The sequence below is a fragment of the Pantoea sp. EKM21T genome, assembly GCF_011800405.1.
In the GTDB taxonomy this organism is placed as follows: Bacteria; Pseudomonadota; Gammaproteobacteria; order Enterobacterales; family Enterobacteriaceae; genus Pantoea; species Pantoea agglomerans.
Window position 1 is genome coordinate 517,022 of the sequence record NZ_JAALFV010000001.1, and the last position, 26,273, is coordinate 543,294.

The following is a 26,273-nucleotide window of genomic DNA, read 5'->3' on the forward strand; positions in this document are numbered from 1 at the left end:
TCTATGGCTTTAGCCTCACTCTACCCGCGTCAGCGGGTTCGCCTGCTGCTGGCTTTAATAACGGGTGCACTTGGCACCCTCGCCTTTTCTCCCTACGATTTCTGGCCCGCTGCACTGCTCTCGCTGTGCGGCTTACAGCTGCTGACTCTTAACCGCTCCAGCCCGCAGGCCAGCGCCATTGGGTTTGTCTGGGGTTTAGGTCTGTTCGGCAGTGGCATCAACTGGGTTTATGTCAGTGTCGCCACCTTTGGCGGCATGCCTGGCCCGGTCAATGTCTTTATCGTAGCGCTGCTGGCGGCTTATCTGGCGATCTACCCGGCGCTGTTTGCCGGCGTACTGAATCGCATCTGGCCGCGAACGACGCTGTGGCGCCTGGCGCTGGCGGCACCGGCATTGTGGCAGATCACCGAGTTCCTGCGCGGCTGGGTGCTGACCGGCTTTCCGTGGCTGCAGTTTGGTTACAGCCAGATCGATGGCCCGTTAAAAGGCCTGGCCCCACTGGCGGGCGTAGAGACGCTGACCTTCCTGCTGATGGTGGTGGCTGGCCTGCTGGCTTATGCCCTGCAACAGCGCAACGTCAGAAGTCTGGTAGCAGCGCTGCTGCTGCTGGCATTGCCATGGCCGTTGCGCTACATCCAGTGGGTTCAGCCGATGCCCGAGCGGGCCGTCGAGGTGGCGCTGGTGCAGGGAAACATCCCGCAATCGATGAAGTGGGATCCGCAGCAGCTGCTCACTACCCTGCGCATTTACAACGGTCTGAGTCAGCCGCTGATGGGCAAAGCGCCGATTATTATCTGGCCTGAATCGGCAATTACCGATCTGGAGAGTAATCAGCAGCCGTTCCTGCGTTCGCTGGATGACGAACTGCGTGAGCGCGGCAGTTCGCTGATCACCGGCATTGTGGACTCCCGGCTGGAGCAGAACCGATATCACGATTACAACACCGTAATCGTGCTGGGCGGTAAAGCGCCGTACAACTACTTCAGCGGCAATCGTTACCAGAAGAATCACCTGGTGCCGTTTGGCGAATTTGTGCCGCTGGCCGATCTGCTGCGTCCGCTGGCCCCGTTCTTCGATCTGCCGATGTCGGCATTCAGTCGTGGCAACTACCTCCAGCCGCAACTCAGCGTGGCGGGCTATAACCTGACCAGCGCCATCTGTTATGAGATCGTGCTGGGTGAACAGGTGCGGGCCAACTTCCATCCCGACACCAACTTCCTGTTGACCGTTTCGAACGATGCCTGGTTTGGTCACTCTATCGGCCCATGGCAGCACTTCCAGATGGCGAGGATGCGTGCGCTGGAACTGGGACGTCCGCTGTTGCGCAGCACCAATAATGGTGTGACGGCGGTGGTCAATGCCAGTGGTGATGTGGAAGCCATGCTGCCGCAGTTTACCCGCGATGTGCTGACCAGCAAGGTTACGCCAACACAGGGAGAAACCCCGTATGCGCGGGCTGGCATCTGGCCAGTGTGGTCACTGACGCTGCTGGCGGCGGTGATAGCACTCCTGCGCCGTCGTCGATAACCTCCCCTCCTGTGCTCACTGAAGGCGAAGCACGTGCTTCGCCTTTTTCATAGTGACTCTCCGGTTTTTTTCACTCCCCACGCCGCACACTCTGCTGTCTTTCTAACCCATAACCTCTTTCTGGCACGATGATTGCAAAATGTTTCACTGCTTTTCGCAAACAGGCTGATTGCAGGCGCTGATGCCGAGCGGATTGCACCAAAACAATTGACGCTGCTGCACCATTAACGCGCAGGGTGAAAAAATTGCCTTTTTTTGGTGCGTATCACCTCGCAAAAAAGAAACTTTTTTGTTTCATTGCGTTAACAATCCGCTATGTTAATGACTCTTCTGCGCCCGTTTAAACCGCAGAATGAGCAGAAACGCAGCAGAAAACAGACACAACATCATAATCAGCGCAGGTTATATCCTGTGCCTTTTTCATACGAAGGAGTTGGAACATGCAACTACGCAAAGTGGCATTATCTCTTCTGCTGATCAGCGCAGCGGCGGGAGCGGCCCAGGCGGAAGATCTCAGCGGCACCCTGAAGAAGATCAATGACAATGGCGTCATTGTGGTCGGGCATCGCGAATCATCAGTTCCCTTTTCTTATTATGACAACCAGCAAAAAGTCGTCGGCTACTCACAGGCTTACTCAAACGCCATCGTTGAAGCGATTAAAGCAAAGCTGAATAAACCTGATCTGCAGGTCAAAATGATCCCGATCACCTCACAAAACCGTATTCCGCTGCTGCAAAACGGCACCTACGATTATGAGTGTGGCTCGACCACTAATAACCTTGAGCGCCAGAAACAGGCCGCCTTCTCAGACACTATTTTTGTTATCGGCACCCGTCTGCTGGTTAAGAAAGATGGCCCGATCAAAGATTTCGCTGACCTGAAAGGCAAAACCGTAGTGGTGACCTCAGGTACCACCTCTGAAGTGCTGCTGCACAAACTCAACGACGAACAGAAACTGGATCTGCGCATCATCAGCGCAAAAGATCACGGTGACTCCTTCCGTACGCTGGAAACCGGTCGTGCCGTGGCCTTTATGATGGATGATGCCCTGCTGGCAGGCGAACGCGCCAAAGCCAAAAAGCCGGACAACTGGGAAATTCTGGGCACGCCACAGTCAAAAGAAGCCTATGGCTGCATGCTGCGTAAAGATGATCCGCAGTTCAAAGCGCTGGTGGATGAAACCATTGCCAAAGCCCAGACCTCTGGCCAGGCAGAAAAATGGTTCGACACCTGGTTCAAACAGCCGATTCCACCAAAGAACCTGAACATGAACTTTGAGCTCTCTGATGACATGAAAGCGCTGTTCAAAACGCCAAATGATAAAGCACTGAATTAACAACAAAATACCCAATGGATTTCAGATTGCATTGAGGCGGCAGAAAAATGACTCCCGATGAGCCTGCTCCGGTAAGTGATTCGGGTGAGTGAATGTAGCCAACAAAAATGCAGCCTGAAAGACGACGGGTATAACAAGGGCGGCCTGGCTGCCCTCTCGATTGCTGAAACCGCGGCATGGACAGACAGACTGACACGGGTCGTTCCCCTGAGTCAGGAAATAAAACGCCGTTCATCAATCTTCAGGGTAGCTTAGCTACCCTTTTTTTCCGGAGCTCGTTATGGGTATCGATTGGAACTGGGGCATATTCCTCGAACAGGCCCCGTTCGGTAACACGACCTACCTCGGCTGGCTGTGGTCCGGTTTTCAGGTGACAATTGCCGTCTCCTGCTGCGCCTGGATTATCGCCTTCTGCGTGGGTTCATTTTTCGGCATTCTGCGCACCGTGCCTAATCGCCTGCTGTCGACCATTGGCACCTGCTATGTCGAACTGTTTCGTAACATCCCACTGATCGTCCAGTTCTTCTTCTGGTATCTGGTGGCGCCCGAGCTGGTGGGCGAAAAGCTTGGCATGTGGTTTAAGTCTGAGCTGGATCCCAACATTCAGTTCTTCCTCTCCTCGATGATCTGTCTTGGCCTGTTTACCGCCGCCCGCGTCTGCGAGCAGGTGCGCGCAGCGATTCAGTCACTGCCGAGTGGACAGAAGAATGCCGGTCTGGCGATGGGCTTAACCCTGCCGCAGACCTATCGCTATGTGCTGCTGCCGAATGCGTATCGCGTAATTGTGCCGCCGATGACCTCGGAAATGCTGAACCTGGTGAAGAACTCCGCTATCGCCTCCACCATTGGTCTGGTCGATATGGCGGCGCAGGCGGGCAAACTGCTCGACTATTCTGCCCACGCCTATGAATCCTTTACCGCCATTACGCTGGCCTACGTTGCGATTAACCTGGTGATTATGTTGTTGATGAGTCTGGTCGAGCGCAAAGTCCGGCTGCCAGGCAATGCGGGAGGCAAGTAATGTACGAGTTTGACTGGAGTTCGATTACACCCAGCCTGCCCTATCTGCTTAATGGCTTAGTGATCACCTTTAAGATCACGATTACCGCCGTGGTCTTCGGCATCCTGTGGGGCACTCTGCTGGCGGTGATGCGCCTGTCGACGTTTAAGCCTATCAGCTGGTTCGCTAAAATTTACGTCAACCTGTTCCGCTCAGTGCCGCTGGTCATGGTGCTGCTGTGGTTCTATCTGGTCGTGCCGAGTTTTCTGCAGCAGGTGCTGGGCCTGTCGCCCAAAACGGATATCCGACTGATTTCAGCCATGGTCGCCTTTTCGCTGTTCGAAGCGGCGTACTACTCTGAAATTATTCGCGCCGGCATCATCAGTATCTCGCGTGGACAGGGCAGTGCGGCTCTGGCGCTGGGCATGACGCAGTGGCAGGCAATGCGACTGATCATCCTGCCACAGGCGTTTCGCGCCATGGTTCCGCTGTTACTGACGCAGGGTATCGTGCTGTTCCAGGATACCTCGCTGGTTTATGTCTTAAGCCTGGCGGACTTCTTCCGTACCGCGTCCACCATTGGTGAGCGTGATGGCACCCAGGTTGAAATGGTTCTGTTTGCAGGTCTGGTCTACTTCGTTATCAGCCTGAGCGCATCGCTGTTGGTCAGCTATCTAAAAAGAAAAAGGACGGTTTAAATGATTAGCCTGAAAAATGTTTCTAAGTGGTATGGTCACTTTCAGGTGCTGACCGACTGCTCAACCGACGTCAAAACCGGTGAAGTGGTGGTGGTGTGCGGCCCGTCCGGCTCCGGTAAATCAACGCTGATCAAAACGGTGAACGGCCTTGAGCCGATTCAGCAGGGCGTGATTGCGGTGAACGGCACCGAGGTGAATAACAAAAAGACTAATCTTGCGCAGCTTCGCAGCCAGGTCGGGATGGTGTTCCAGCACTTCGAGCTGTTTCCGCATCTGAGCATTATCAACAACCTGGTTCTGGCGCAGGTGAAAGTGCTGAAACGCGACAAAGCGGCAGCCCGCGATAAAGGGCTGAAGCTGCTGAAGCGTGTGGGTCTCTCCGCCCATGCTGAGAAGTTTCCTGGCCAGCTCTCAGGTGGTCAGCAGCAGCGTGTGGCCATTGCGCGAGCGCTCTGCATGGACCCTATCGCGATGCTGTTTGATGAACCCACCTCCGCGCTGGATCCGGAAATGATCAACGAAGTGCTGGATGTAATGGTTGAACTGGCACAGGAAGGGATGACGATGATGGTGGTGACCCATGAGATGGGCTTCGCCCGTAAGGTTGCCAATCGCGTGATCTTTATGGATGAAGGGAAAATTATCGAAGACACCAACAAAGATGACTTCTTTAATAACCCACAGTCTGAGCGCGCTAAAGATTTCCTCGCTAAAATTCTGCACTAAACCTGACGAACAGGCGGGTCACCCAGGGTGGCCCGCTTCATTTAGCTACACCACACTATCAGGGTTCAAACGGCTGACGCTGAAACTGGTCATTGCCGCATTCCGGACAACGTGACAGCGTTTCAGGCGTGTAGATTGCCCGGGTGAACTGGCATTTCTCACAGACCAGATTGCCCAGCCCCACCACTTCCCCACTCTGATAAACCCCGTGATGATGCAGATCCTGGAAGACCTCTCGCCACTCCAGCTGACTTTTATCGGTGATATCCGCCAGCTCTTTCCAGACGCTCTCACGGATGATGCGCATAAACAGTGAGTCCGCCAGCGGTTCTTCCACATCGGTGTAGCTGCGTGCAAACTCGCCCAGATCACGGCGCACTGAGCTGAGCGCCTGGTCAATCTCCTGTTCCGTCATATCATCGCGCACCAGCAACTGGCTTCGTCGCCCGGCAATCAGCTCATCAAGGTTACGATCGCCCTGACGAAGACGTTCAGTCAATACGGCTAACGACTCGCGATATTCCTGAGCCACTTTATTCATTTTGTTCTCCTTTATGCAGACCCTCGCTGAACTAAGTTTAGTCGTAATGTTGCTTTTGCCGTGTCGTCTGTACAGTGAATTACAAAAGGGTGAAGGCTCTGACGCTTTCGGCAGAAATCGTGCCGGCAAAAGTGGGAAGTGTTGTTGATACGCGGCCTTATGGGTATGCTATGCGGATCTTAGAGCCAGAAAAATGTTTTTCATAAAGGACCACAGGCAGCCATGCAAGAGCAATACCGCCCGGAAGAAATTGAATCCCGTGTGCAGCAGCACTGGGATGAAAACGAAACGTTTAAAGTGACTGAGCAGGAAGGTAAAGAGAAATACTATTGCCTCTCCATGTTGCCCTATCCTTCTGGCCGCCTGCACATGGGCCACGTTCGTAACTACACCATCGGCGACGTAATCGCGCGTTATCAGCGTATGCTCGGCAAAAACGTACTACAGCCGATTGGCTGGGATGCTTTCGGCCTGCCTGCGGAAGGCGCTGCGGTGAAAAACAACACCGCTCCGGCCCCGTGGACTTACGACAATATCGCCTACATGAAAAACCAGCTCAAACTGCTGGGCTTTGGCTATGACTGGAGTCGTGAACTGGCAACCTGCCAGCCAGAGTACTATCGCTGGGAACAGTGGTTCTTTACCAAACTGTATGAAAAAGGCCTGGTCTATAAAAAGACCTCTGCCGTGAACTGGTGCCCGAACGATCAGACGGTGCTGGCGAACGAGCAGGTGATCGACGGCTGCTGCTGGCGCTGCGACACCAAAGTTGAGCGTAAAGAGATCCCGCAGTGGTTTATCAAAATCACCGATTATGCGGAGGAGCTGCTGAACGATCTGGATACGCTGGAAGAGTGGCCTGAGCAGGTCAAAACCATGCAGCGTAACTGGATTGGCCGCTCTGAAGGTGTCGAAATCACCTTCGATGTGGCTGACAGCGAAGAGAAGGTCACTGTCTACACCACCCGCCCGGATACCTTTATCGGCGCAACCTATGTTGCCGTTGCCGCAGGCCATCCGCTGGCGACCCAGGCGTCGGTCAATAATCCGGCGCTGGCTGACTTTATCGCTGAATGTCGCAATACCAAAGTGGCTGAAGCCGATATGGCGACCATGGAGAAGAAAGGCATGGCGACCGGCCTGTCTGTTGTTCATCCGCTGACCGGCGAGCTTATCCCGGTCTGGGTTGCCAACTTCGTACTGATGGAATATGGCACCGGCGCTGTGATGGCGGTTCCGGCGCACGATCAGCGCGACTGGGAGTTTGCCACTAAATATGATCTGCCGATTAAGCCGGTCATCCTGAATCTGGATGGTTCCATTCCTGATGTCAGCATTGCGGCGATGACTGACAAAGGTGCGCTGTTCAACTCAGGTGAGTTTAACGGCATGGATCACGCCACCGGTTTTAACGCCATCGCGGATTCGCTGGCGGCAAAAGGCGTGGGCGTGCGTAAAGTGAACTACCGCCTGCGCGACTGGGGTGTCTCCCGTCAGCGCTACTGGGGTGCCCCTATCCCGATGGTGACGCTGGAAGATGGCACCGTTATGCCTGCACCAGAAGACCAGCTGCCGGTGATCCTGCCGGAAGATGTGGTGATGGATGGCATTACCAGCCCAATCAAAGCGGATCCGGAGTGGGCTAAAACCACGGTAAACGGCCAGCCAGCCCTGCGTGAAACCGACACCTTTGACACCTTCATGGAGTCTTCCTGGTACTACGCGCGTTATACCTGCGCCAGCTACAAGGAAGGCATGCTGGATCCGGCAGCGGCAAACTACTGGCTGCCGGTCGATCAGTATGTGGGCGGTATTGAACACGCCATCATGCACCTGATGTATTTCCGCTTCTTCCACAAGCTGCTGCGTGACGCGGGCCTGGTGAACTCCAATGAGCCAGCCAAACGTCTGCTGTGCCAGGGCATGGTGCTGGCTGACGCCTTCTACTCCCTTGGTGCCAACGGCGAGCGTAACTGGGTTTCACCGGTTGACGTTGAGGTTGAGCGGGATGAGAAAGGCCGCATTGTTAAAGCCACAGACACGCAGGGCCGCGAAGTGATCTACGCGGGCATGAGCAAAATGTCGAAGTCGAAAAACAACGGCATCGACCCACAGCTGATGGTTGAGCGTTACGGCGCGGATACCGTGCGTCTGTTTATGATGTTTGCTTCACCGGCGGATATGACGCTGGAGTGGCAGGAGTCGGGCGTTGAAGGGGCGAACCGCTTCCTGAAACGTGTCTGGAAGCTGGTCTTCGAGCATACACAGAAAGGTGCGACAGTGGCACTGGATGTGGAGAGCCTGAATGACGAGCAGAAATCGCTGCGTCGCGATCTGCACAAAACCATCGCCAAAGTGGCGGATGATATTGGCCGTCGTCAGACTTTCAACACCGCCATTGCGGCGATCATGGAGCTGATGAACAAACTGGCACGCGCCCCGCAGGAAAGCGAGCAGGATCGCGCCCTGATGCAGGAAGCGCTGCTGGCCATCGTCCGTCTGCTCTATCCGTTTACCCCGCACGCCTGCTATGTTCTGTGGCAGACGCTGGGTGGCGAAGGCACTATCGATGAAGCGAGCTGGCCGGTTGCGGATGAAGCCGCTATGGTTGAAGATTCGCTGCTGGTAGTGGTTCAGGTTAACGGTAAAGTGCGCGGTAAAATCACCGTGCCAGCCGATGCAACACAGGAACAGGTTCAGGCACGCGCTGCGCAGGAGCATCTGGTAGCGAAGTATCTGGACGGCGTGACTATCCGTAAAGTCATTTATGTACCGGGCAAACTGCTTAACCTGGTCGTAGGTTAAGTTCAGGAGGAACTGTGCGACATCCGATTATCAGGCTGTTTGTCATGCTGGCGGTGGTGATCACCGCTGGCTGTGGTTTTCATCCGCGCGGCACCACTCAGGTGCCCAGCGAACTGAAAACCCTGATTGTTTCAACCGGCGATCCTTATGGGCCGCTGGCGCGTACTGTGCGTCAGCAGCTGCGTATCAACGATGTCAAAATTGTTGAAGACAGCAAACAGAATCGCACCGATATTCCAACGCTGCGCCTGGGGCCTGAATCCTCGGGCCGTAACACGGCTTCGGTCTTTATCAGCGGCACCACTGCCGAGTATCAGCTGGTGATGACCCTCACCGCGCAGGTGCTGCTGCCGGGCAAAGGTATCTATCCTATCAGCACCACGGTTTATCGGTCGTTCTTCGATAACCCGAACGCTGCGCTGGCAAAAGATGCCGAGCAGGATCTGATTACGCAGGAGATGCGTCAGCGTGCTGCTGAACAGCTGGTACGTAAACTGCTGACGGTACACGCCGCGCAGATCAACAGCAAAGAGACCTTACCGGCGTCAGTGATTCCGGTGCCGGGTCAGGGTTCACAGGAAGCGCCCACTTCCTCTGCTACCAGCCTGCAATGATCAGGATTTATCCTGAGCAACTCAGCGCGCAGCTCCGTGAGGGGCTGCGCGCCTGTTATTTGTTAGCCGGTAACGAACCGCTGCTGCTGCAGGAAAGTTCAGATGCGATTCGCGTCGCCGCAACCGCGCAGGGATTCGAAGAACATTTTAGTTTTACGCTGGATGCACAGACTGACTGGGAGAGCCTGTTCGTCAGTTGCCAGTCACTGAGCCTGTTTGCTCAGCGTCAGACCATGACGCTGCAATTCCCCGATAATGGCCCCAACGCCGCGATGGCAGAGCAGCTGGTTAAGCTGTCGCAGTTGCTGCACGCCGATATTCTGCTGATTTGCCGGATGGCGAAGCTGACCAAAGCGCAGGAAAACAGCGCCTGGTTTAAAGCGTTGTCCGCCTCTGCGGTATTGGTGCCCTGTCAGACGCCTGAACAGGCGCAACTGCCACGCTGGGTCGTTAATCGCGCTAAGGCGCTGAAGTTATCGGTAGATGACGCGGCCGTGCAACTGTTGTGTTACTGCTATGAAGGCAATCTGCTGGCGCTGGCGCAGGCGCTGGAGCGGCTCTCGCTGCAGTGGCCCGACGGCAAGCTGACCCTGCCCCGGGTTGAAGAGGCGGTCAGTGATGCCGCGCACTTTACTCCTTTCCACTGGGTGGATGCCCTGCTGGCGGGAAAAAGCCGCCGCGCCCTGCATATTCTGCATCAGCTGGAGAAAGAAGAGAGCGAAGTGGTGATACTGCTGCGTACGCTGCAGCGTGATCTGCTGACGCTGCTGCATCTGCAACGCCACCAGACAGCGCAGCCGCTGCGTACGCTGATGGATCAGCAGCGCATCTGGCAGAATCGCCGTGCGCTGTTTACCGACGCGCTGCAACGAGTGGATGCCACGCGTCTGCAACGCGCCATTCATCTGCTGAGTCAGATTGAGATCACCCTGAAGCAGGATTATGGACAGCCGGTGTGGCCGCAGTTACAGACCCTGACGCTGCTGCTCAGCAGTCGTGCTTTTCCGACGAGCTTTGCCCATGTCTGAGTTACACGCACTGTTTGGCGGCACCTTTGATCCGATTCATTTTGGCCATCTGCGCCCGGTCGAAGCGCTGGCGCAACAGACCGGCCTGCAGCGTGTAACGCTGCTGCCCAACAATGTGCCGCCGCATCGTCCGCAACCGGAAGCCAGCGCTGCCCAGCGGGTTGCTATGCTGCGCTGCGCTATCCGCGACCTGCCGCTGTTTGAGATCGATACCCGCGAGCTGGAACGCGACACGCCGTCCTGGACCGTGACCACCCTGGAAGCCTGGCGCACCGAACGCGGTGCAGAGCAACCGCTGGGATTTATTATTGGTCAGGATTCATTGCTGAGCTTATCAAAATGGCATCGCTGGCAGGATCTGCTGTCACTCTGCCATCTGCTGGTGTGCCAGCGCCCCGGCTATCCGACCCGGTTCGACTCGCCTGACATGCAGCGCTGGCTTGAGCAACAACTCGCTCAGGATATCCGGCAGCTGCATCAGCAGCCCGCAGGCCATATCTGGCTGGCGGACACCCCTCTCTATGACATTTCGGCCACTGAAATTCGCCGCCGTCGCCACCAGAATCAGCCCTGCGACGATCTGTTGCCCGCTGCGGTTATCGATTATATCGACCGCGAAGGCTTATATCGCGACTGATCCGGGCATGCTATACTACGCCGCTTAATTTTTTGGCTGCACTCTCCGGGCTTACAGCCGGCTCGTTACCACCAGATTCCAAGGGGAACCTTTTGCAAGGTAAAGCACTCCAAGAGTTCGTTATTGATAAGATTGATGATCTCAAAGGCCAGGACATTGTCACCATCGACGTTCAGGGCAAATCCAGCATCACCGATTTCATGATCATCTGCACCGGCACCTCCACGCGTCATGTGACTTCGATCGCAGAACACGTAGAGCAGGAGTCGCGTTTAGCAGGCCTGATGCCATTAGGCATTGAAGGTAAAAGCGCGGCAGACTGGGTCGTGGTCGATCTGGGTGATGTCATCGTGCATGTGATGCAGGAAGAGAGTCGCCAGCTGTATGAGCTGGAAAAACTCTGGGGCTAATCGGTGAAACTGCAACTTGTTGCCGTCGGCACGAAAATGCCTGACTGGGTGCAGACCGGTTTTATGGAATATCTGCGCCGCTTCCCGAAAGATATGCCGCTTGAGCTGACCGAAGTGACCGCAGGTAAACGCGGTAAAAATGCTGATATCAAACGCATTCTTGAAAAAGAGGGTGAAGCGATGTTAGCGGCGGTCGGCAAAGGCAATCGCATCGTCACGCTGGATATTCCTGGTCATCCGTGGGAAACCCCGCAACTGGCACAGCAGATTGAACGCTGGAAGCTGGATGGTCGCGATGTCAGCCTGCTGATTGGCGGGCCTGAAGGCCTGGCCCCCGCCTGTAAAGCGGCGGCAGAGCAGAGCTGGTCACTGTCAGCATTGACGTTGCCCCATCCGCTGGTGCGCGTGCTGGTAGCCGAAAGTCTGTATCGGGCCTGGAGCATAACGACAAATCATCCTTATCATCGTGAATGACCGATCAGCCCACATCAGACATGACAAGTAGCGGATGAAATTACAAAGCAACGCCTTTCGCGATTACAGCGCCGAACAGAAACTCTTTGTCCGTCGGGCCTTTATCGCCTTCGTCGGTATCTTACTGCTCTCTTCAGTACTGGTGGTTAACCTTTACCACCTGCAGATCCTTCGCTTTGATGATTACAGCACCCGCTCCAACCAGAACCGTATCAAACTGGTGCCTGTGGCCCCCAGCCGCGGCATAATTTACGATCGTACCGGCACGCCGCTGGCGCTGAACCGCACTATTTATCAGGCAGAACTGGTTCCGGAAAAAGTTGATAATCTGCAACAGACCCTGGAAAACTTACGCCCGATTCTTGAGCTGACTGACGACGACCTCGAAAACTTCCAGAAAGAGCGTAAACGCTCGCGTCGGTTCACCTCTATCCCGGTTAAAACCGGTCTGAATGACGTGCAGGTCGCGCGCTTTGCGGTCAATCAGTACCGCTTCCCCGGCGTGGAAGTTAAAGGTTACCAGCGCCGCTACTACCCTTACGGTGCCACACTGACGCATGTGGTCGGCTACGTCTCAAAAATCAACGATCGTGACGTTGCACGCCTCGACAAAGAGGGCATATGGCCTAACTACGCCGCGACGCACGACATCGGTAAGCTGGGCATTGAAGCCTATTACGAAAATTTGCTGCACGGCAAAACCGGCTTTGAAGAGGTTGAGGTCAACAACCGTGGCCGGGTCATTCGCCAGCTGCATGAGGAGTCCCCTCAGGCAGGCCGTGATATCTATCTGACTATCGATCTCAAACTGCAGCAATATGTCGAGACCCTGCTGGCGGGCAGTCGCGCGGCCGTCGTGGTCAGCGACCCGCGCACCGGCGAAATTCTCGCCATGGTCTCAACGCCCAGCTATGACGCCAACATGTTTGTCGACGGTATTTCCAGTAAGGATTACCGCGGCCTGCTGGAAGATGAAAACCGCCCGCTCTATAACCGTGCGATTCAGGCTGCCTATCCACCGGCTTCGACGGTTAAACCTTATGTGGCGGTCTCTGCCCTGAGTGCTGGCGTGATTAACCGTAATACCAGCCTGTTTGATCCCGGCTGGTGGCAGCTTCCCGGTTCAGAAAAACGCTTCCGCGACTGGAAAAAATGGGGCCACGGACGTCTGAACGTCACCAAAGCGCTGGAAGAGTCTGCCGATACCTTCTTCTATCAGGTTGCCTATGACATGGGCATCGACCGTCTGTCGGAGTGGATGAATAAATTTGGTTACGGCAGCCGTACCGGCATCGATTTACCGCAGGAGAGCGCCGGTAACATGCCGACCCGCGACTGGAAACAGAGACGCTTTAAAAAGCCGTGGTATCAGGGCGATACTATTCCGGTGGGGATCGGACAGGGTTACTGGACCGCTACGCCGTTGCAGATGAACAAAGCGATGATGATTCTGATCAACGACGGCGTCGTCAAAGTGCCGCATATGCTGCGCGCCACCCGCGAAGGCCGTACCCTGGTGCCCTATCGCCAGCCGCCTGAAGCCCCGATTGGTGATATCCATTCCGGCTACTGGGAAATTGCCAAAGATGGCATGTATGGCGTGGCGAACCGGCCCAACGGCACCGCGCACAAAAGCTTCGCCGATGCGCCCTATAAAATCGCCGCCAAGTCCGGTACGGCTCAGGTCTTTGGCCTGAAAGAGAACGAAACCTATAACGCCCATAAAATTGCTGAACGATTACGCGACCATAAATTAATGACCGCGTTTGCCCCTTATGACAAACCTCGGGTCGCCGTGACCATTATCCTGGAAAACGGTGGCGCCGGTCCGGCTGTCGGCACCGTCATGCGCCAGATTCTGGATCACATTATGTTGGGTGATAACAATACAGTCCTGCCGGACGCCGCTCCTGTGCCGCCCGGTTATGAAGGTGAATAAACATGTCGATGCAAGATAGTCCGCAGAAACGTTCGATCTGGATGCGCATCCACATCGATCCGCTGTTTATGCTGATCATTCTCGGCCTGCTGACCTACAGCGCTGTGGTGATCTGGAGCGCCAGTGGTCAGGACCCCGGCATGATGGAGCGTAAACTCGGTCAGATCGCGATGGGGCTGGTCATCATGATTGTGCTGGCGCAGGTACCGCCGCGCGTCTATGAAGGCTGGGCGCCCTATCTCTATATTGTCTGTGTCATTCTGCTGGTGGCGGTGGATGCCTTTGGGCAGATCAGTAAAGGCGCTCAACGCTGGCTCGATCTCGGCTTTGTGCGTTTTCAGCCCTCTGAGATTGCCAAGATAGCGGTGCCTTTGATGGTGGCGCGCTTTATTAACCGCGATGTCTGTCCGCCAACGCTGAAAAATACCGGCATTGCGCTGATTCTGATCTTCCTGCCCACCCTGCTGGTGGCGGCACAGCCCGATCTCGGCACCTCGATTCTGATTGCCGCCTCCGGCTTGTTTGTGTTGTTCCTCTCGGGTATGAGCTGGAAACTGATTGGCGTAGCCGTGTTGCTGGTCGCCGCCTTTATCCCGATTTTGTGGTTTTTCCTGATGCACGATTATCAGCGTGACCGCGTGATGATGCTGCTCGACCCGGAAACGGACCCGCTGGGTGCGGGTTATCACATTATCCAGTCGAAAATTGCTATTGGCTCAGGAGGCCTGCGCGGTAAAGGCTGGCTGCAGGGCACCCAGTCTCAGCTGGAGTTTTTACCGGAACGTCATACCGACTTTATCTTTGCGGTTCTGGCCGAAGAGTTAGGCCTGGTTGGCGTGCTGCTGCTGCTGGCCCTTTATCTGCTGCTGATCATGCGGGGATTGGTGGTGGCAGCCCGGGCGCAGACCACCTTTGGCCGGGTAATGGCGGGCGGTTTAATGCTGATTTTATTCGTTTATGTTTTCGTTAACATTGGCATGGTTAGTGGTATCTTACCGGTAGTTGGCGTGCCGCTGCCGCTGGTCAGTTATGGCGGCTCCGCGCTTATCGTGCTTATGGCGGGATTTGGCATTGTGATGTCGATCCACACTCACCGAAAAATGTTATCTAAAAGTGTCTAAGAGGCTTCAGATGCGTAAGGAATGGCTTGGCGTTGCACTGGCATCACTGGTTCTGGCGGCCTGTACCACGCCGGAACCCCAAAATACGGCGCCGCCGCAACCGGCTTACAATGGACCGGTGGTGGAGATTCCAGGCGTTGAGCCACGTTATGAGCCGATCAATCCAGGCACCAGCCAGGATTACAGCGTGAAAGGCAAAAATTATCGCGTCATTAAAGATCCGTCGAACTACAGTGAAGTCGGCCTGGCCACCTGGTACGGCGAAGAGGCGCAGGGCAACCGCACCGCCACCGGCGAAGCCTACGATCCTGATGCACTGACCGCGGCCCACCCTACTCTGCCGCTGCCGAGCTATGTGCGCGTGACCAATATCGCGAATGGCCGTCAGATTGTGGTGCGCGTTAACGATCGCGGCCCTTACACGCCAGGACGCATTATCGACCTGTCGCGGGCTGCCGGTGACCGCCTGAATATCTCCAACAATTCGCGCGTGCGGGTTGATTACATCAAGGTCGCCCCAGACGGTTCGCTCTCTGGCCCCGGCACCATCGGGACCGTCGTGGCAAAACAGAGCTACTCTCTGCCTGCCCGTCCGGACCTGAGTGGTGGCGCGGTGATGAACGGCGGCAGCGCAGCCCCCTCAGAGCCGCCTGCGCAAAATGTTGAGGCCATCAGCAACATTACGCTGCAAAGCGGTGACAACATGGGCGCGCCGGTGCAGAGCAGCGGCTTTCTTGGTGCACCCCAGCCATTAGCAACCGGCGTACTGGAAGGTAATGAACCGCCAGCCGCCGCACCCGCCAGTTCCGCACCGGCAGTCAGCAATGCTGCTCCCGCAGCAGCCAGCGCCGCGCCTGCAGCCAGCAGTGGTGGTGCCGACGGATATGTGGTGCAGGTCGGTGCGCTGAATGACCCGGCGCGTGCCCAGCAGATGATGAAAAGCCTGAGCCAGCGTTATGGCGTGCCCGGTAAGGTAGAAGACGCGGGCAACAATGTGTATCGCGTTCAGCTCGGCGGTTACGCCTCCCGCGCCGAAGCGGCTGCGCTGCAACAGCGTCTGAGCAGTGAAGGCCAGGCCGCCTCATTTATTACTAACACGCGTCGCTGAACCGTTTATCAGATAGCTGCACGTTACGTCTGCTAACAACCCAATCATCACGCCCGGTGCCAGTTAATCTGGCATTGGGTATGATGAGTGACATTTTCAACCTCAAACTCACGGATGTTGTAGTCCTACACATGAACACGCTGAAATCATCTCGTTTGCTGAAACGCCTGACAGTGGGATCACTGATCGCTTTCTCTCTCAGCCATGCTGCTATTGCTGATGACGTCAATCTCAAGACCATGATTCCGGGCGTGCCGGACATTGATGCCGAAGCGTATGTCCTTATCGACTACAACTCAGGCAAAGTGCTGGCAGAGAAAAATGCCGATGCACGCCGCGATCCTGCCAGTCTGACCAAGATGATGACCAGCTATGTCATTGGTCAGGCCGTTAAAGCGGGTAAAATTCATCAGGACGATATGGTCACCGTCGGCCCGGATGCCTGGGCGACCGGCAACCCGGTGTTCAAAGGCTCCTCGCTGATGTTCCTGAAGCCAGGCGACCGCGTGCCGGTTTCTCAGCTGACCCGTGGGATTGTGCTGCAGTCCGGTAACGACGCCTGTGTTGCAATGGCTGACTATGTCGCTGGCAGCCAGGATGCGTTCGTTAATCTGATGAACAACTACGTCAAAGCGATTGGTCTGCAGAATACCCACTTCCAGACTGTTCATGGTCTGGACGCGGAAGGTCAGTACAGCTCCGCGCGCGATATGGCGTTGATCGGTCAGGCGCTGATCCGTGACGTGCCGGAAGAGTATGCTGTCTATAAAGAGAAAGAGTTCACCTTCAACAATATCCGTCAGATGAACCGTAACGGTCTGCTGTGGGATACCAACCTGAATGTGGACGGCATCAAAACCGGTCACACTAACTCAGCCGGCTATAACCTGGTAGCGTCTGCGACTGAAGGCCAGATGCGCCTGATCTCCGCAGTCATGGGCGGTCATACCTACAAAGGCCGTGAAACTGAGAGTAAGAAACTGCTCACCTGGGGCTTCCGTTTCTTTGAAACCGTGGCGCCACTGAAAGCGGGCAAAGAGTTCGCCTCTGAGCCAGTCTGGTTCGGCGATAACGACCGTGTGCAGCTGGGCGTGGAAAAAGATGCTTACCTGACCATCCCACGTGGCCGCATGAAAGATCTGAAAGCCAGCTATGTGCTGACCAACACGGAACTGCATGCACCACTGAAGAAAAATCAGGTGGTCGGCAGCATCAACTTCCAGCTGGATGGCAAGACTATCGAACAGCGTCCGCTGGTGGTGCTGAACGAGATCTCTGAAGGAGGTTTCTTTGGCCGTATCGTTGATTACATCAAGCTGATGTTCCATCACTGGTTCGGTTAAGCGTGGCGGGTGATTGAAAAATCACCCCTTCGCCCCCATTACACGATATTATGTTGCTCCCGCTCAGGCGGGAGCCTGTTTTTTATGCACCGGAGTTAATATGAAAACCAAACTGAATGAGCTGCTCGAATTTCCTACCCCATTTACCTACAAAGTAATGGGTCTGGCACAACCGGAGCTGGTTGATCAAGTGGTTGAAGTGGTGCAACGCCATGCGCCAGGCGACTACAGCCCTGAAGTTAAGCCGAGCAGCAAAGGCAACTATCACTCCGTCAACATCACTATCACCGCCACCCACATCGAGCAGGTAGAACGCCTGTACGAAGAGCTGGGCAACATCGAAATTGTGCGGATGGTACTGTAATTTACGGGTCGGCAAGGCGCCTCTGCCTGACGGTTTGCCGACGTTATCCTCAGCGTTATTTCCTTTAGCGGGCTATCGTTTTGTCAGTTGAAACTCTTCTTGTCCGCCAGTCAGGTCTGCGCGACTGGCAATCTGTCTCCGACGCCATGCATCACTATACCGACCAGCGCAACGACCAGAGTCGTGATGAAATCTGGCTGGTTGAACATCCTCCGGTCTTTACTCAGGGTCAGGCGGGCAAAGCAGAGCATCTGCTGATGCCAGGCGAGATCCCGGTGGTGCAGAGTGACCGTGGGGGTCAGGTCACCTATCACGGGCCAGGACAGCAGGTGATGTACGTCCTGATCGATGTAAAACGCCGTAAGCTCGGCGTACGCCAGCTGGTGACCATTCTGGAAGAGACGGTTATCGCCACCCTGGCAGAGTTTGGCGTCAGCGCCCGCGCCCGTGCTGATGCACCTGGCGTCTACGTCGGGGAAGAGAAGATCTGTTCACTGGGATTACGCATCCGTAAAGGCTGCTCGTTTCACGGTCTGGCGCTGAATGTTGCTATGGATTTGTCGCCCTTCCTGCGCATCAATCCCTGTGGTTACGCCGGCATGAGCATGACCCAGTTGAAAAATTTCCAGCCAGAGGTGACGACGGAGCAGGTACACTCTCCGCTGGTCAGCGCGTTTGCGCGGCTGTCAGGTTATGAAAATGTTGAATGGATTTCAGGGGATCTCCCTGTTAAACCTTAACGCAGAATGCGAATTTACAAATATGTAACTTATCCGCGCTGACTGTGGCTGCTTCGCAGGCGATGTGATGATATAATTTTTGCACTTTTTTCAAATAAAGTTGAAAGCAGCCTTCCCGGTTTGAGTGGGAACGCTTTCAAATCGCAATCCGACCGGAACCTGCTGATTTATGAGTAAACCAATTCAGATGGAACGCGGCGTCAAATATCGTGACGCAGACAAAATGGCGCTGATCCCGGTGAAAACCGTGGCTGTTGAACGGCAGGAGATGTTGCGTAAGCCGGAATGGATGAAAATCAAGCTGCCAGCTGACTCCAGTCGTATTCAGGGCATTAAAGCCGCGATGCGCAAAAACGGGCTGCACTCAGTCTGTGAAGAGGCATCCTGCCCTAACCTCGCCGAATGCTTCAACCACGGCACCGCCACCTTTATGATCCTTGGCGCAATCTGTACCCGTCGTTGTCCGTTCTGCGATGTGGCACATGGCCGCCCCAATGCCCCTGACGCTAACGAACCCGCTAAACTGGCGCAGACGATTGCCGATATGGGCCTGCGCTACGTGGTGATCACCTCGGTTGACCGCGATGATTTGCGTGATGGTGGCGCACAGCACTTTGCCGACTGCATCAGCGCGATTCGCGAAAAAAATCCGACGATCAAAATCGAAACGCTGGTGCCGGACTTCCGTGGCCGTATGGATCGCGCGCTGGAGATTCTCACCGCGACGCCACCGGATGTGTTTAACCACAATCTGGAAAACGTACCGCGCGTCTACCGCCAGGTGCGTCCGGGCGCGAACTATGAGTGGTCACTGAAGCTGCTTGAACGTTTCAAAGAGGCGCATCCTCACATCCCGACAAAATCGGGTCTGATGGTGGGCCTGGGCGAAACCAATGCCGAAATCGTTGAAGTGATGCGCGATCTGCGTCGCCATGGTGTCACCATGCTGACGCTGGGCCAGTATCTGCAGCCGAGCCGCCACCACCTGCCGGTTCAGCGTTACGTCAGCCCGGCTGAGTTCGATGAAATGAAAGAAGAAGCGATGGCGATGGGCTTTACCCATGCCGCGTGCGGTCCGTTTGTCCGTTCTTCCTATCATGCGGATATGCAGGCCAAAGGCGAAGAAGTGAAATAAGCACGCTTTTGCTTCAGGAAGCCCGAAAAACAAAAAACCAGACTGGAAACAGTCTGGTTTTTTTATCTGTGCCTGAAATAAAAAGTAACAGTTATTTGCAGCAAATAACCGATTAATCTTTATGAACGACGCGTTCTGCCGGCACGTCTTCAGCCGCAGTTCGGGTTGCGCTGGTATCTTCATCTTTCATGGCTTTTTTAAAGCCCTTGATTGCGGAGCCCAGATCGCCACCCAGTGAGCGCAACTTGTTGGTACCAAAAAGCAGTACGATAAGCGCACCGATAATCAGCAGCTTGGCAATACTGATACCTTCCATATTTAACCTTTCAACTTTATCGAATCACGGTGACTGATATTTACGCGCAGTTTGCCTGCGGCGACAACTGGAATCTGTAACAGAGTAAGATCTCAGATGAAACGACTCAGGAACGCCTGGGTGCGCGGATGCTGTGGATTCGCGATCACCTCTTCAGGCGTGCCCTGCTCCACCACCACCCCCCCATCCATAAAAACCACGCGATCGGCGGCTTCCCGCGCAAAGCTAATCTCATGAGTCACCACGATCATCGTTAATCCCTGGTCGGCCAGGGTACGCATGGTCGCCAGCACTTCGCCCACCAGTTCCGGATCGAGCGCGGAGGTCGGCTCATCAAACAGCATCAGCTGCGGCTTGATCGCCAGCGCCCGCGCAATCGCCACACGCTGTTGCTGTCCGCCCGAGAGGTGACGTGGCCAGGCGTCCGCTTTATCGCTTAATCCCACCGTCGCCAGCAGCGATCGGGCATGGGCCATCGCCTCCTGACGCGGGAATTTATGCACGCCGATGGGCGCTTCAGTGATGTTCTGCAGCACGGTCATATGGGGGTAGAGATTGAACTGCTGAAACACCATGCCAATTTTCTGGCGCTGACGGGCGATCTGGCGTGGCGACAACCGGTGCAGCACATGCCCTTTAAGTACATACCCGATCTGCTCATCACCGACCCGAATCGATCCGGCGTTCATCTCTTCAAGATGATTGATGCAGCGCAGAAACGTGGATTTACCGGAACCGGACGGCCCGAGGATCACCACTACCTCACCGGGCCAGACATCCAGATCGATCCCTTTCAGAACCTGATTGTCGCCGTAATTTTTCTGCACGTTGCGGGCGCAGACCAGGGGTTCACGCTGACTCATTGCTCCTCCTGCTGGGGTTGCGCGTTAGCGGCGACGGCGGCGCGTCTGGGGGCGCTGGCCACCCGACGAGTGCCACGCGCGTAGTAACGCTCGATGGCGGACTGGCCCAGATTGAGGATCGAGGTGATCAGCAGATACCAGATCACCGCCACCATCAGCATCGGGATGATCTCGAAGGTACGGTTGTAGATCGCCTGCACCGAATAGAGCAGATCGCCCATTGCGATCACGCTGACCAGCGACGTCGCCTTGATCATGCTGATCAGTTGGTTGCCGGTGGGCGGAATAATCGACCGCATCGCCTGAGGAATAATGATGCGCCGCAGCGCCCGTGAACGACTCATGCCAAAGGCCTGGGTGGTCTCTACCTGACCGTTATCCACCGACAGCAGACCGGCGCGAATAATTTCCGCCATATAGGCCGCTTCATTCAGCGCCAGCCCGGCAATAGCGGCTGTCAGTGGGGTGATCAGATCGTTGGTGTTCCAGCTGGCCAGCGTGATATCGGTCCACGGCAGCGTCAGCGACAGCGCCGGAAACAGCGTAGAAAGGTTGTACCAGAAGATCAGCTGTACCAGCAGCGGCGTGCCTCGAAAGAACCAGATATAGAGTCCGGCAATGCCGCGCAGCAACCGGTTCTCAGAGAGCCGCCAGACACCCAGCAGCAGACCGAGCAGCGTGCCGAGCACCATCGACACCACTGTCAGCCCCAGAGTGACCTGCAACCCTTTGAGCACGGATCCTTCAGTAAACCACTTGAGTACCACCTGCCATTCAAAATTAGGGTTGGTCGCCACCAGCCACAATAGATTGGTGCCGATCACCAGCACTAAAATCCAGCTGATCCAGCGTCCGTAAGTGGGGGCGCTGCGAGCGAACGCCACGTCGCGCAGCTGTGCCTCGCCTCTGTCACCGCTGTGCAGATGGCGCGGCGGGCTCATTTGCTGGCCTCTTTCGCCAGATTCAGTCCGGGTGCGGTGGTCATGTTGCCCTCAAGCTGCCACTTTTTCATGATGGCCGCATACGTCCCGTTCTGATACAGCTCTTTGTAGGCATCCAGCACCACCTGACCCAGCGGCGAGCCTTTCGGCACCACCGTGCCCTGGAAAATATCGCCAAAGCCGTTTTTCTGCCCTTTGCCCGCTAGCTCAAGCTGCCCTTTCGCCTGATTAACAAAGTAAGTCAGCGGCGCCTGTGATGAGAAGAACGCATCGGAGCGTTTAGAGCGTACCGCCAGAATTGATGAAGGCTGATCGGTAAAGGCCTGCACCGTCACGGCCGGTTTCCCGTCGGCCACACACCGGTCTGACTGCTTACGGATAACCTGTTCCGCAGAGCCAGCGGCCATAACGGCAATGCGCTTGCCGCAGGTGTCGTCCAGCTGATTGATTCTGGCCGGATTGCCCTTCTGCACGCCGAACACCACGAACTCCTGCACAAAATCGATGAAATCCACTTTCTGCTGACGGTCCGGATAATCACCAATCGGCCCAATCGCCAGCTGATAACGACCCGCATTGATGCCGGTGAGTACGCCTGATAAACCACTCACCGTTGCATGCTCGATCTTCACACCCAGCAGTTGTGCCAGTGCAGTCGTTAATTCGGCCGACGCGCCCTCCATTGAGTGCGGGCCATTCACAATTTCATAGGGCGGAAATGAACCGTTATTAACTGAAATCATTTTGCCCGATTTTTTGATCTCATCCGGCAGCCTGTCATGCAGGGCCTGGTCAACTTTTTGCACCGGAATAGCGTCGGCAGCCTGCGCCAGGGATGCAGTCAGCCCCAGCGCCACGATTAAGGCGGTTGCTCTCTTCGTCATAATGGATTCCTGGTTCAGCGGATCAGTTGAGTTCGGGACGGGCAAAGCGCCGGTTTTCCAGTACCGGCAGAACCCGGCGGGCATAGGCGACGCGCTCAGGATCGAGATCGGCAAACAGCAGCGCCGGCGATTCCGCCGCATTCGCCACCGCTACGCCCAGCGGATCGACCACCAGGCTGTTGCCGATATTGCGCGGGCCGCACTCCCCCACCGCCACCATATAGCAGGTGTTCTCCAGCGCGCGGGCACGGGTAAGCAGTTCCCAGTGCATCTCTTTCAGCGGACCTTTAACCCAGGCGGCAGGCAGCACCAGCACCTCTGCACCATCCAGCACCAGCCGACGCGCCAGCTCCGGGAAGCGCACGTCATAGCAGGTCATTAATCCGACTTTCATACCCGCGACCTCAATCAGCGGCGGAATGACGTGGCCGGGATTGACCCGCTGCGACTCCTGCATCGCAAAGGCATCGTACAGATGCAGCTTTTCATAGGCGGCGATGATCTCACCGTTGCGGATCGCTACCAGCACGTTGAGCGCTTTTTGCTCCCCGGTGGGAACGTGAATGCTCATCATGGTGGTCAGTGCATTCTGCTTTCTGGCGACCAGCAGCTGGCTCAGAAAAGGGCCATCCAGCGGCTGCGCCGCCTTCAGCACTAAATCGGGGTCGGCTATATCACGTGCCAGCACCCCTTCCGGCAGTACCAGCAGATCGGCGCCACCTTCTGCCGCCCGCTGCATTAAGTCCAGACAGATACTGGCGTTCTCCTGCCATTCGCGGCTCACCGCAAATTGTCCCAGTGCTACTTTCATCATTTCTCTTCTCCCGCAGCGGCCGGAAACATTGCTTCCGGCGTCAGTACCTGGTGAGTCAGCCCTTGCTCATAGAGCTCACGGCCAAAGTCCGCAATCATCTTTCTGTTAACGCTAAAACCATTCTGATTCCAGTCAGCGGGCAATTCCTGCGCAGTGCGTCGCAAATCGTCCAGCAGCCACGGCGTGGTGTCGGCATATTTCTCTCTTTTCTGCATCCACAGCCGGTAAGAGCGATCGATGACCTCACTTAACGCCGCAGGCAGCCACGGATGCGCCGCCGCCAGTGCCGGTTTCAGCGCCAGAATGTGGATGCCCGGCACATAGCCGACACGATTAAAGTAGTCCCGCTCCGCCTGATAAAAATCGGTCTGCAGCTGACGTAATCCCGAACCCGGCAGGAAAAAGCCCTCCGGCATAAATGGCGTGAAGATGGCATCCAGCTCACCCGCCTGCAGCATCTCTATCAGCGGTCGTTCGTCAGGCGCGGGTTCAATGCGGCCCGGGCGGCCAAATCCCGCCAGCCGATCGACAATCGGATGATCGGCAGTAAGACGACCGGCATACCAGAACACATCATCGATTTCGACGCCTGCTTCACGCAGCACCGTGCGTGTCCAGGTATTGCCCGAATCCTGCCAGCCGGTGACGCCGATTCTCTTACCTTTCAGCTGCGCAGGCGTGGTGATGGGGCTGCTGCTGCTGGTGATAATGCAGCGCTGGCGGAAGCCGCGCATCAGGAAGTGTGGCAGGCCAAGCAGTGTTTCGTCTCCTCTGGCCCGGCCCTGAGCATAGCGGCTGAAGGAGACTTCGCCCGCGTCATAGTCGGGGCTGGTCGCCAGATCATTCACAAGTGTGCCGACGCGGTCGATCTGCAGTTCAAAACCTTCTGGTCTGATATCGCCCAGCGCCAGCGGGGTGAAGTAGTCCCAGTCGCGTACCGCCAGTCTGATGAGTAGCCTTGCCATGATCTCTCCGTTTACGCTGCACCGTCGGGACGGGGCATAAAATAGTGCTTGAATTTGATACTAGATCCGGAATACTTACCTGAACAATCATTAATTTGTTACTGAACAAAGTATTTTCTTATGACAGAGAGCGTCGACCTCAACTGGTTTTGCAGCCAGATAAAATCGCCTTCAGTGAAAGGCATTGCACAGGCAGCCTCCGCGCTGATTCGTGACGGACAGATCGCGACAGGTATGCAGATGCCTGCGGTGCGGGAGATAGCGGAGCAGCTGGGTGTCAGCCCGGCAACCGTTTCTGCTGCCTGGGCGCAACTAAGAAAGCAGAAAGTGCTGGCGGGCAAGGGGCGCAGTGGTGTCTGGGTCAGTAGTAATACGGTGATGCCGCGTCCGATTCGCTTTGAGAAGATCGGCAACTACGGTGATAACATCCGCGCCGATCTGACCCTCGCCGCGCCCGACCCCGCCCTGCTGCCTGACCTGCAGCGTGCGCTGCAGGCGGCCCTGCACTCACCGCAGCTCAACAGTTACACCCGTGAGGCGATTTCCGCGCCGCTGCTTCAGGCGATCGCGCCGCGCTGGCCCTATGCTGCAGAGGCGTTTCTGGCGACAGATGGCGGTTTTGACGCGATGAATCTGCTGGTGCAAACCCTGGTCTCGCCGGGAGACCGCGTGATTATTGAAGATCCGACCGCGACCCGGCTGCTCGATATACTGGATAACGTCGGCGCAGAGATTCTGCCGCTGGCGTGTGATGATCAAGGCCCGCTGCCAGAGGTTCTTTCTCTTCTGCTGGAGCAGGCACCGGTAATGTTGATCTATCAGCCCCGCACCCACTCGGCCACCGGGAACAGCATCAGCCCGGCGCGACGTCAGGCAATGGCGCAGGTTCTGCAACAGAGCAACACACTGATCGTTGAGGATGATGGTATTGGCGATCTCTCCGCGGAGGCGAGCTGGAGCCTGGGTTCAATCTTTCCTGAACGCACGCTGCACGTCCGTTCGTTTTCCAAAGCCTATGGACCGGACCTGCGGCTGGCAGTGCTCTCTGCCACCTCGGAGATGGTCAGGCGCATTCAGTCATGGCGAAATTTTGGCGTCAGCTGGACCAGCCGCATTCTGCAGGATGCGGTGGCGTGGCTGCTGGAGGATGAGGAAACGCAACGGCAGATCGCCACCGCACGCGCGACCTACCGGCAACGGCGTGAAGCGTTGCTCGCGGCGCTGGCACAGCGTGGGCTTGATCTGCCGCTTCGCGACGGATTAAGCCTCTATATTCCGGTGACTTCAGAGCAGTTTGCCATGATCACGCTGGCTGCCCGCGGTATTGCGGTCGTGCCAGGCGAGCGCTGTCGGCTCGGCCCAACCCAATTTATTCGCGTCAGTATCGCCAGCCTCAGGGATGAACAGCGGGAGATGATTGCCGGGGCGCTGGTCATCGCCAGCGGACGGGAATTTAACTCGCTTGCAGATCTTTGATGAGATAACAGGGGGATTCAACATAGCCTTCACGGGCGTAGAACTGGTTCGCCTTGAGACGTGACTGATGGCAATGGACTTCCATGCGATCGCAGCCACGACGAGCCGCCAGCATTTCAGCATGCTGAATCAGCTGCTGGCCGACGCCTTTACTGCGCTCACCTTCTGCAATGCAGAAATAGCTGATGCGGGCGAAATCACCGGCCAGCGCCAGCTGAGGAATAAAATGTAAGGAGAGAAACCCCAGCACCTGACTGCCATGTTCAGCCACCAACAGCGCTTCACTGGGATCGCTGCATAACTGCGCCAGGCGCTGTTCAATAAAGCTTTCAGTGCCGCCGTAGCCTAACTCGCTCAGTAATGCACTCAACGCAAAACTGTCTTTCAACTCTGCCTGACGTATGTTCATCCTGCCTCCTCACTCACCGGGTTCTGTCGCACAGTTATATAGCGTCGCAAGCCAAAAA

The 26,273-nt window shown here is 56.1% G+C and carries 27 protein-coding genes; 19 read left to right on the top strand and 8 right to left on the bottom strand.

The annotated features are described in order from the left end of the window. The first annotated feature begins 3 nt into the window (after positions 1 to 3). The 5 genes from lnt (at position 4) to HFD87_RS02520 (ending at position 5,288) form a co-directional block, all read left to right on the top strand. A complete protein-coding gene (gene lnt / locus HFD87_RS02500) occupies positions 4 to 1,527 on the top strand; it encodes an apolipoprotein N-acyltransferase (protein ID WP_010258955.1) in 1,524 nt (507 codons plus the stop codon). Positions 1,528 to 1,967: 440 nt separating this feature from the next. Further along, entirely contained in the window at positions 1,968 to 2,864 is an 897-nt protein-coding gene (locus HFD87_RS02505; protein WP_010258958.1) for an amino acid ABC transporter substrate-binding protein, read from the top strand. Positions 2,865 to 3,144: 280 nt separating this feature from the next. Beyond that, positions 3,145 to 3,885 (top strand): amino acid ABC transporter permease, encoded by a 741-nt coding sequence (locus HFD87_RS02510; RefSeq protein WP_010258960.1) that lies wholly within the window; start codon positions 3,145 to 3,147, stop codon positions 3,883 to 3,885. Then, a complete protein-coding gene (gene gltK / locus HFD87_RS02515) occupies positions 3,885 to 4,562 on the top strand; it encodes a glutamate/aspartate ABC transporter permease GltK (protein ID WP_010258961.1) in 678 nt (225 codons plus the stop codon). Before HFD87_RS02510 ends, gltK begins: the two co-directional genes overlap by 1 nt. Then, positions 4,563 to 5,288 carry an amino acid ABC transporter ATP-binding protein gene (locus HFD87_RS02520; RefSeq protein ID WP_010258962.1) on the top strand — a complete coding sequence of 242 codons (726 nt, stop codon included), beginning with the start codon at positions 4,563 to 4,565 and terminating at the stop codon, positions 5,286 to 5,288. A 58-nt stretch (positions 5,289 to 5,346) separates the two neighbouring features. Here the strand turns inward: HFD87_RS02520 and HFD87_RS02525 are convergent, their stop codons facing one another. Continuing rightward, complete coding sequence (locus tag HFD87_RS02525) at positions 5,347 to 5,829, bottom strand: zinc ribbon-containing protein (RefSeq protein WP_010258963.1); 483 nt, start codon at positions 5,827 to 5,829, stop codon at positions 5,347 to 5,349. A 222-nt stretch (positions 5,830 to 6,051) separates the two neighbouring features. Between HFD87_RS02525 and leuS the strand changes: the two genes are divergently transcribed. The 13 genes from leuS to lipA all read left to right on the top strand — a co-directional run bounded on the left by leuS (position 6,052) and on the right by lipA (position 19,547). Continuing rightward, positions 6,052 to 8,634 (top strand): leucine--tRNA ligase, encoded by a 2,583-nt coding sequence (leuS, locus tag HFD87_RS02530; protein WP_010671277.1) that lies wholly within the window; start codon positions 6,052 to 6,054, stop codon positions 8,632 to 8,634. Positions 8,635 to 8,648: 14 nt separating this feature from the next. Continuing rightward, complete coding sequence (gene lptE, locus HFD87_RS02535; RefSeq protein WP_010258965.1) at positions 8,649 to 9,248, top strand: LPS assembly lipoprotein LptE; 600 nt, start codon at positions 8,649 to 8,651, stop codon at positions 9,246 to 9,248. Then, positions 9,245 to 10,276 (top strand): DNA polymerase III subunit delta, encoded by a 1,032-nt coding sequence (gene holA / locus HFD87_RS02540; RefSeq protein WP_010671276.1) that lies wholly within the window; start codon positions 9,245 to 9,247, stop codon positions 10,274 to 10,276. Before lptE ends, holA begins: the two co-directional genes overlap by 4 nt. After that, positions 10,269 to 10,913, top strand: coding sequence for a nicotinate-nucleotide adenylyltransferase (gene nadD, locus HFD87_RS02545; RefSeq protein WP_167422895.1), 645 nt, complete (start codon positions 10,269 to 10,271; stop codon positions 10,911 to 10,913). Before holA ends, nadD begins: the two co-directional genes overlap by 8 nt. Positions 10,914 to 11,005: 92 nt before the next feature. Beyond that, on the top strand, positions 11,006 to 11,323 hold the full coding sequence (gene rsfS, locus HFD87_RS02550) for a ribosome silencing factor (RefSeq protein WP_010258968.1): 318 nt from the start codon (positions 11,006 to 11,008) through the stop codon (positions 11,321 to 11,323). Positions 11,324 to 11,326: 3 nt separating this feature from the next. Beyond that, positions 11,327 to 11,797, top strand: a complete 471-nt coding sequence (gene rlmH, locus HFD87_RS02555) for a 23S rRNA (pseudouridine(1915)-N(3))-methyltransferase RlmH (RefSeq protein ID WP_010258969.1) — start codon at positions 11,327 to 11,329, stop codon at positions 11,795 to 11,797. A 34-nt stretch (positions 11,798 to 11,831) separates the two neighbouring features. Further along, positions 11,832 to 13,736 (top strand): peptidoglycan DD-transpeptidase MrdA, encoded by a 1,905-nt coding sequence (mrdA, locus tag HFD87_RS02560; RefSeq protein WP_010258971.1) that lies wholly within the window; start codon positions 11,832 to 11,834, stop codon positions 13,734 to 13,736. 8 nt (positions 13,737 to 13,744) lie between these two features. Then, positions 13,745 to 14,857, top strand: a complete 1,113-nt coding sequence (gene mrdB, locus HFD87_RS02565; protein WP_010258973.1) for a peptidoglycan glycosyltransferase MrdB — start codon at positions 13,745 to 13,747, stop codon at positions 14,855 to 14,857. A 10-nt stretch (positions 14,858 to 14,867) separates the two neighbouring features. Beyond that, the gene (gene rlpA, locus HFD87_RS02570; RefSeq protein WP_167422896.1) at positions 14,868 to 15,965 is read left to right on the top strand and encodes an endolytic peptidoglycan transglycosylase RlpA; all 1,098 of its coding nucleotides are present in this window, start codon (positions 14,868 to 14,870) and stop codon (positions 15,963 to 15,965) included. Between the two features lie 131 nt (positions 15,966 to 16,096). Continuing rightward, positions 16,097 to 17,308 (top strand): D-alanyl-D-alanine carboxypeptidase DacA, encoded by a 1,212-nt coding sequence (dacA, locus tag HFD87_RS02575; RefSeq protein WP_010258977.1) that lies wholly within the window; start codon positions 16,097 to 16,099, stop codon positions 17,306 to 17,308. Positions 17,309 to 17,408: 100 nt separating this feature from the next. Continuing rightward, entirely contained in the window at positions 17,409 to 17,672 is a 264-nt protein-coding gene (gene ybeD, locus HFD87_RS02580; RefSeq protein ID WP_003854030.1) for a DUF493 family protein YbeD, read from the top strand. Between the two features lie 80 nt (positions 17,673 to 17,752). Beyond that, the gene (gene lipB, locus HFD87_RS02585) at positions 17,753 to 18,412 is read left to right on the top strand and encodes a lipoyl(octanoyl) transferase LipB (protein ID WP_029519432.1); all 660 of its coding nucleotides are present in this window, start codon (positions 17,753 to 17,755) and stop codon (positions 18,410 to 18,412) included. A gap of 169 nt (positions 18,413 to 18,581) precedes the next feature. Then, positions 18,582 to 19,547 (top strand): lipoyl synthase, encoded by a 966-nt coding sequence (gene lipA / locus HFD87_RS02590; RefSeq protein WP_010258979.1) that lies wholly within the window; start codon positions 18,582 to 18,584, stop codon positions 19,545 to 19,547. Positions 19,548 to 19,659: 112 nt separating this feature from the next. Here lipA and tatE read toward each other — a convergent pair whose 3' ends face one another. From tatE to HFD87_RS02620, 6 genes are all read right to left on the bottom strand, one after another. Next, entirely contained in the window at positions 19,660 to 19,863 is a 204-nt protein-coding gene (tatE, locus tag HFD87_RS02595; RefSeq protein WP_010671272.1) for a twin-arginine translocase subunit TatE, read from the bottom strand. Positions 19,864 to 19,955: 92 nt separating this feature from the next. Next, entirely contained in the window at positions 19,956 to 20,726 is a 771-nt protein-coding gene (locus HFD87_RS02600; protein ID WP_010258981.1) for an amino acid ABC transporter ATP-binding protein, read from the bottom strand. After that, positions 20,723 to 21,667 carry an amino acid ABC transporter permease gene (locus HFD87_RS02605; protein WP_167422897.1) on the bottom strand — a complete coding sequence of 315 codons (945 nt, stop codon included), beginning with the start codon at positions 21,665 to 21,667 and terminating at the stop codon, positions 20,723 to 20,725. Before HFD87_RS02605 ends, HFD87_RS02600 begins: the two co-directional genes overlap by 4 nt. Beyond that, positions 21,664 to 22,551: an ABC transporter substrate-binding protein gene (locus HFD87_RS02610; protein WP_061704241.1), complete on the bottom strand. Its 888-nt coding sequence runs from the start codon at positions 22,549 to 22,551 to the stop codon at positions 21,664 to 21,666. Before HFD87_RS02610 ends, HFD87_RS02605 begins: the two co-directional genes overlap by 4 nt. Before the next feature lie 22 nt (positions 22,552 to 22,573). Further along, entirely contained in the window at positions 22,574 to 23,362 is a 789-nt protein-coding gene (locus tag HFD87_RS02615) for a deaminated glutathione amidase (protein WP_167422942.1), read from the bottom strand. Then, entirely contained in the window at positions 23,362 to 24,330 is a 969-nt protein-coding gene (locus HFD87_RS02620; protein WP_061901674.1) for an ABC transporter substrate-binding protein, read from the bottom strand. The genes HFD87_RS02615 and HFD87_RS02620 overlap by 1 nt, the downstream gene beginning before the upstream one ends. A 120-nt stretch (positions 24,331 to 24,450) precedes the next feature. Between HFD87_RS02620 and HFD87_RS02625 the strand changes: the two genes are divergently transcribed. Continuing rightward, a complete protein-coding gene (locus HFD87_RS02625) occupies positions 24,451 to 25,806 on the top strand; it encodes a PLP-dependent aminotransferase family protein (RefSeq protein WP_033771120.1) in 1,356 nt (451 codons plus the stop codon). Here HFD87_RS02625 and HFD87_RS02630 read toward each other — a convergent pair. Further along, positions 25,784 to 26,215: a GNAT family N-acetyltransferase gene (locus HFD87_RS02630; RefSeq protein ID WP_010258992.1), complete on the bottom strand. Its 432-nt coding sequence runs from the start codon at positions 26,213 to 26,215 to the stop codon at positions 25,784 to 25,786. The genes HFD87_RS02625 and HFD87_RS02630 overlap by 23 nt on opposite strands. Positions 26,216 to 26,273: the final 58 nt, after the last annotated feature.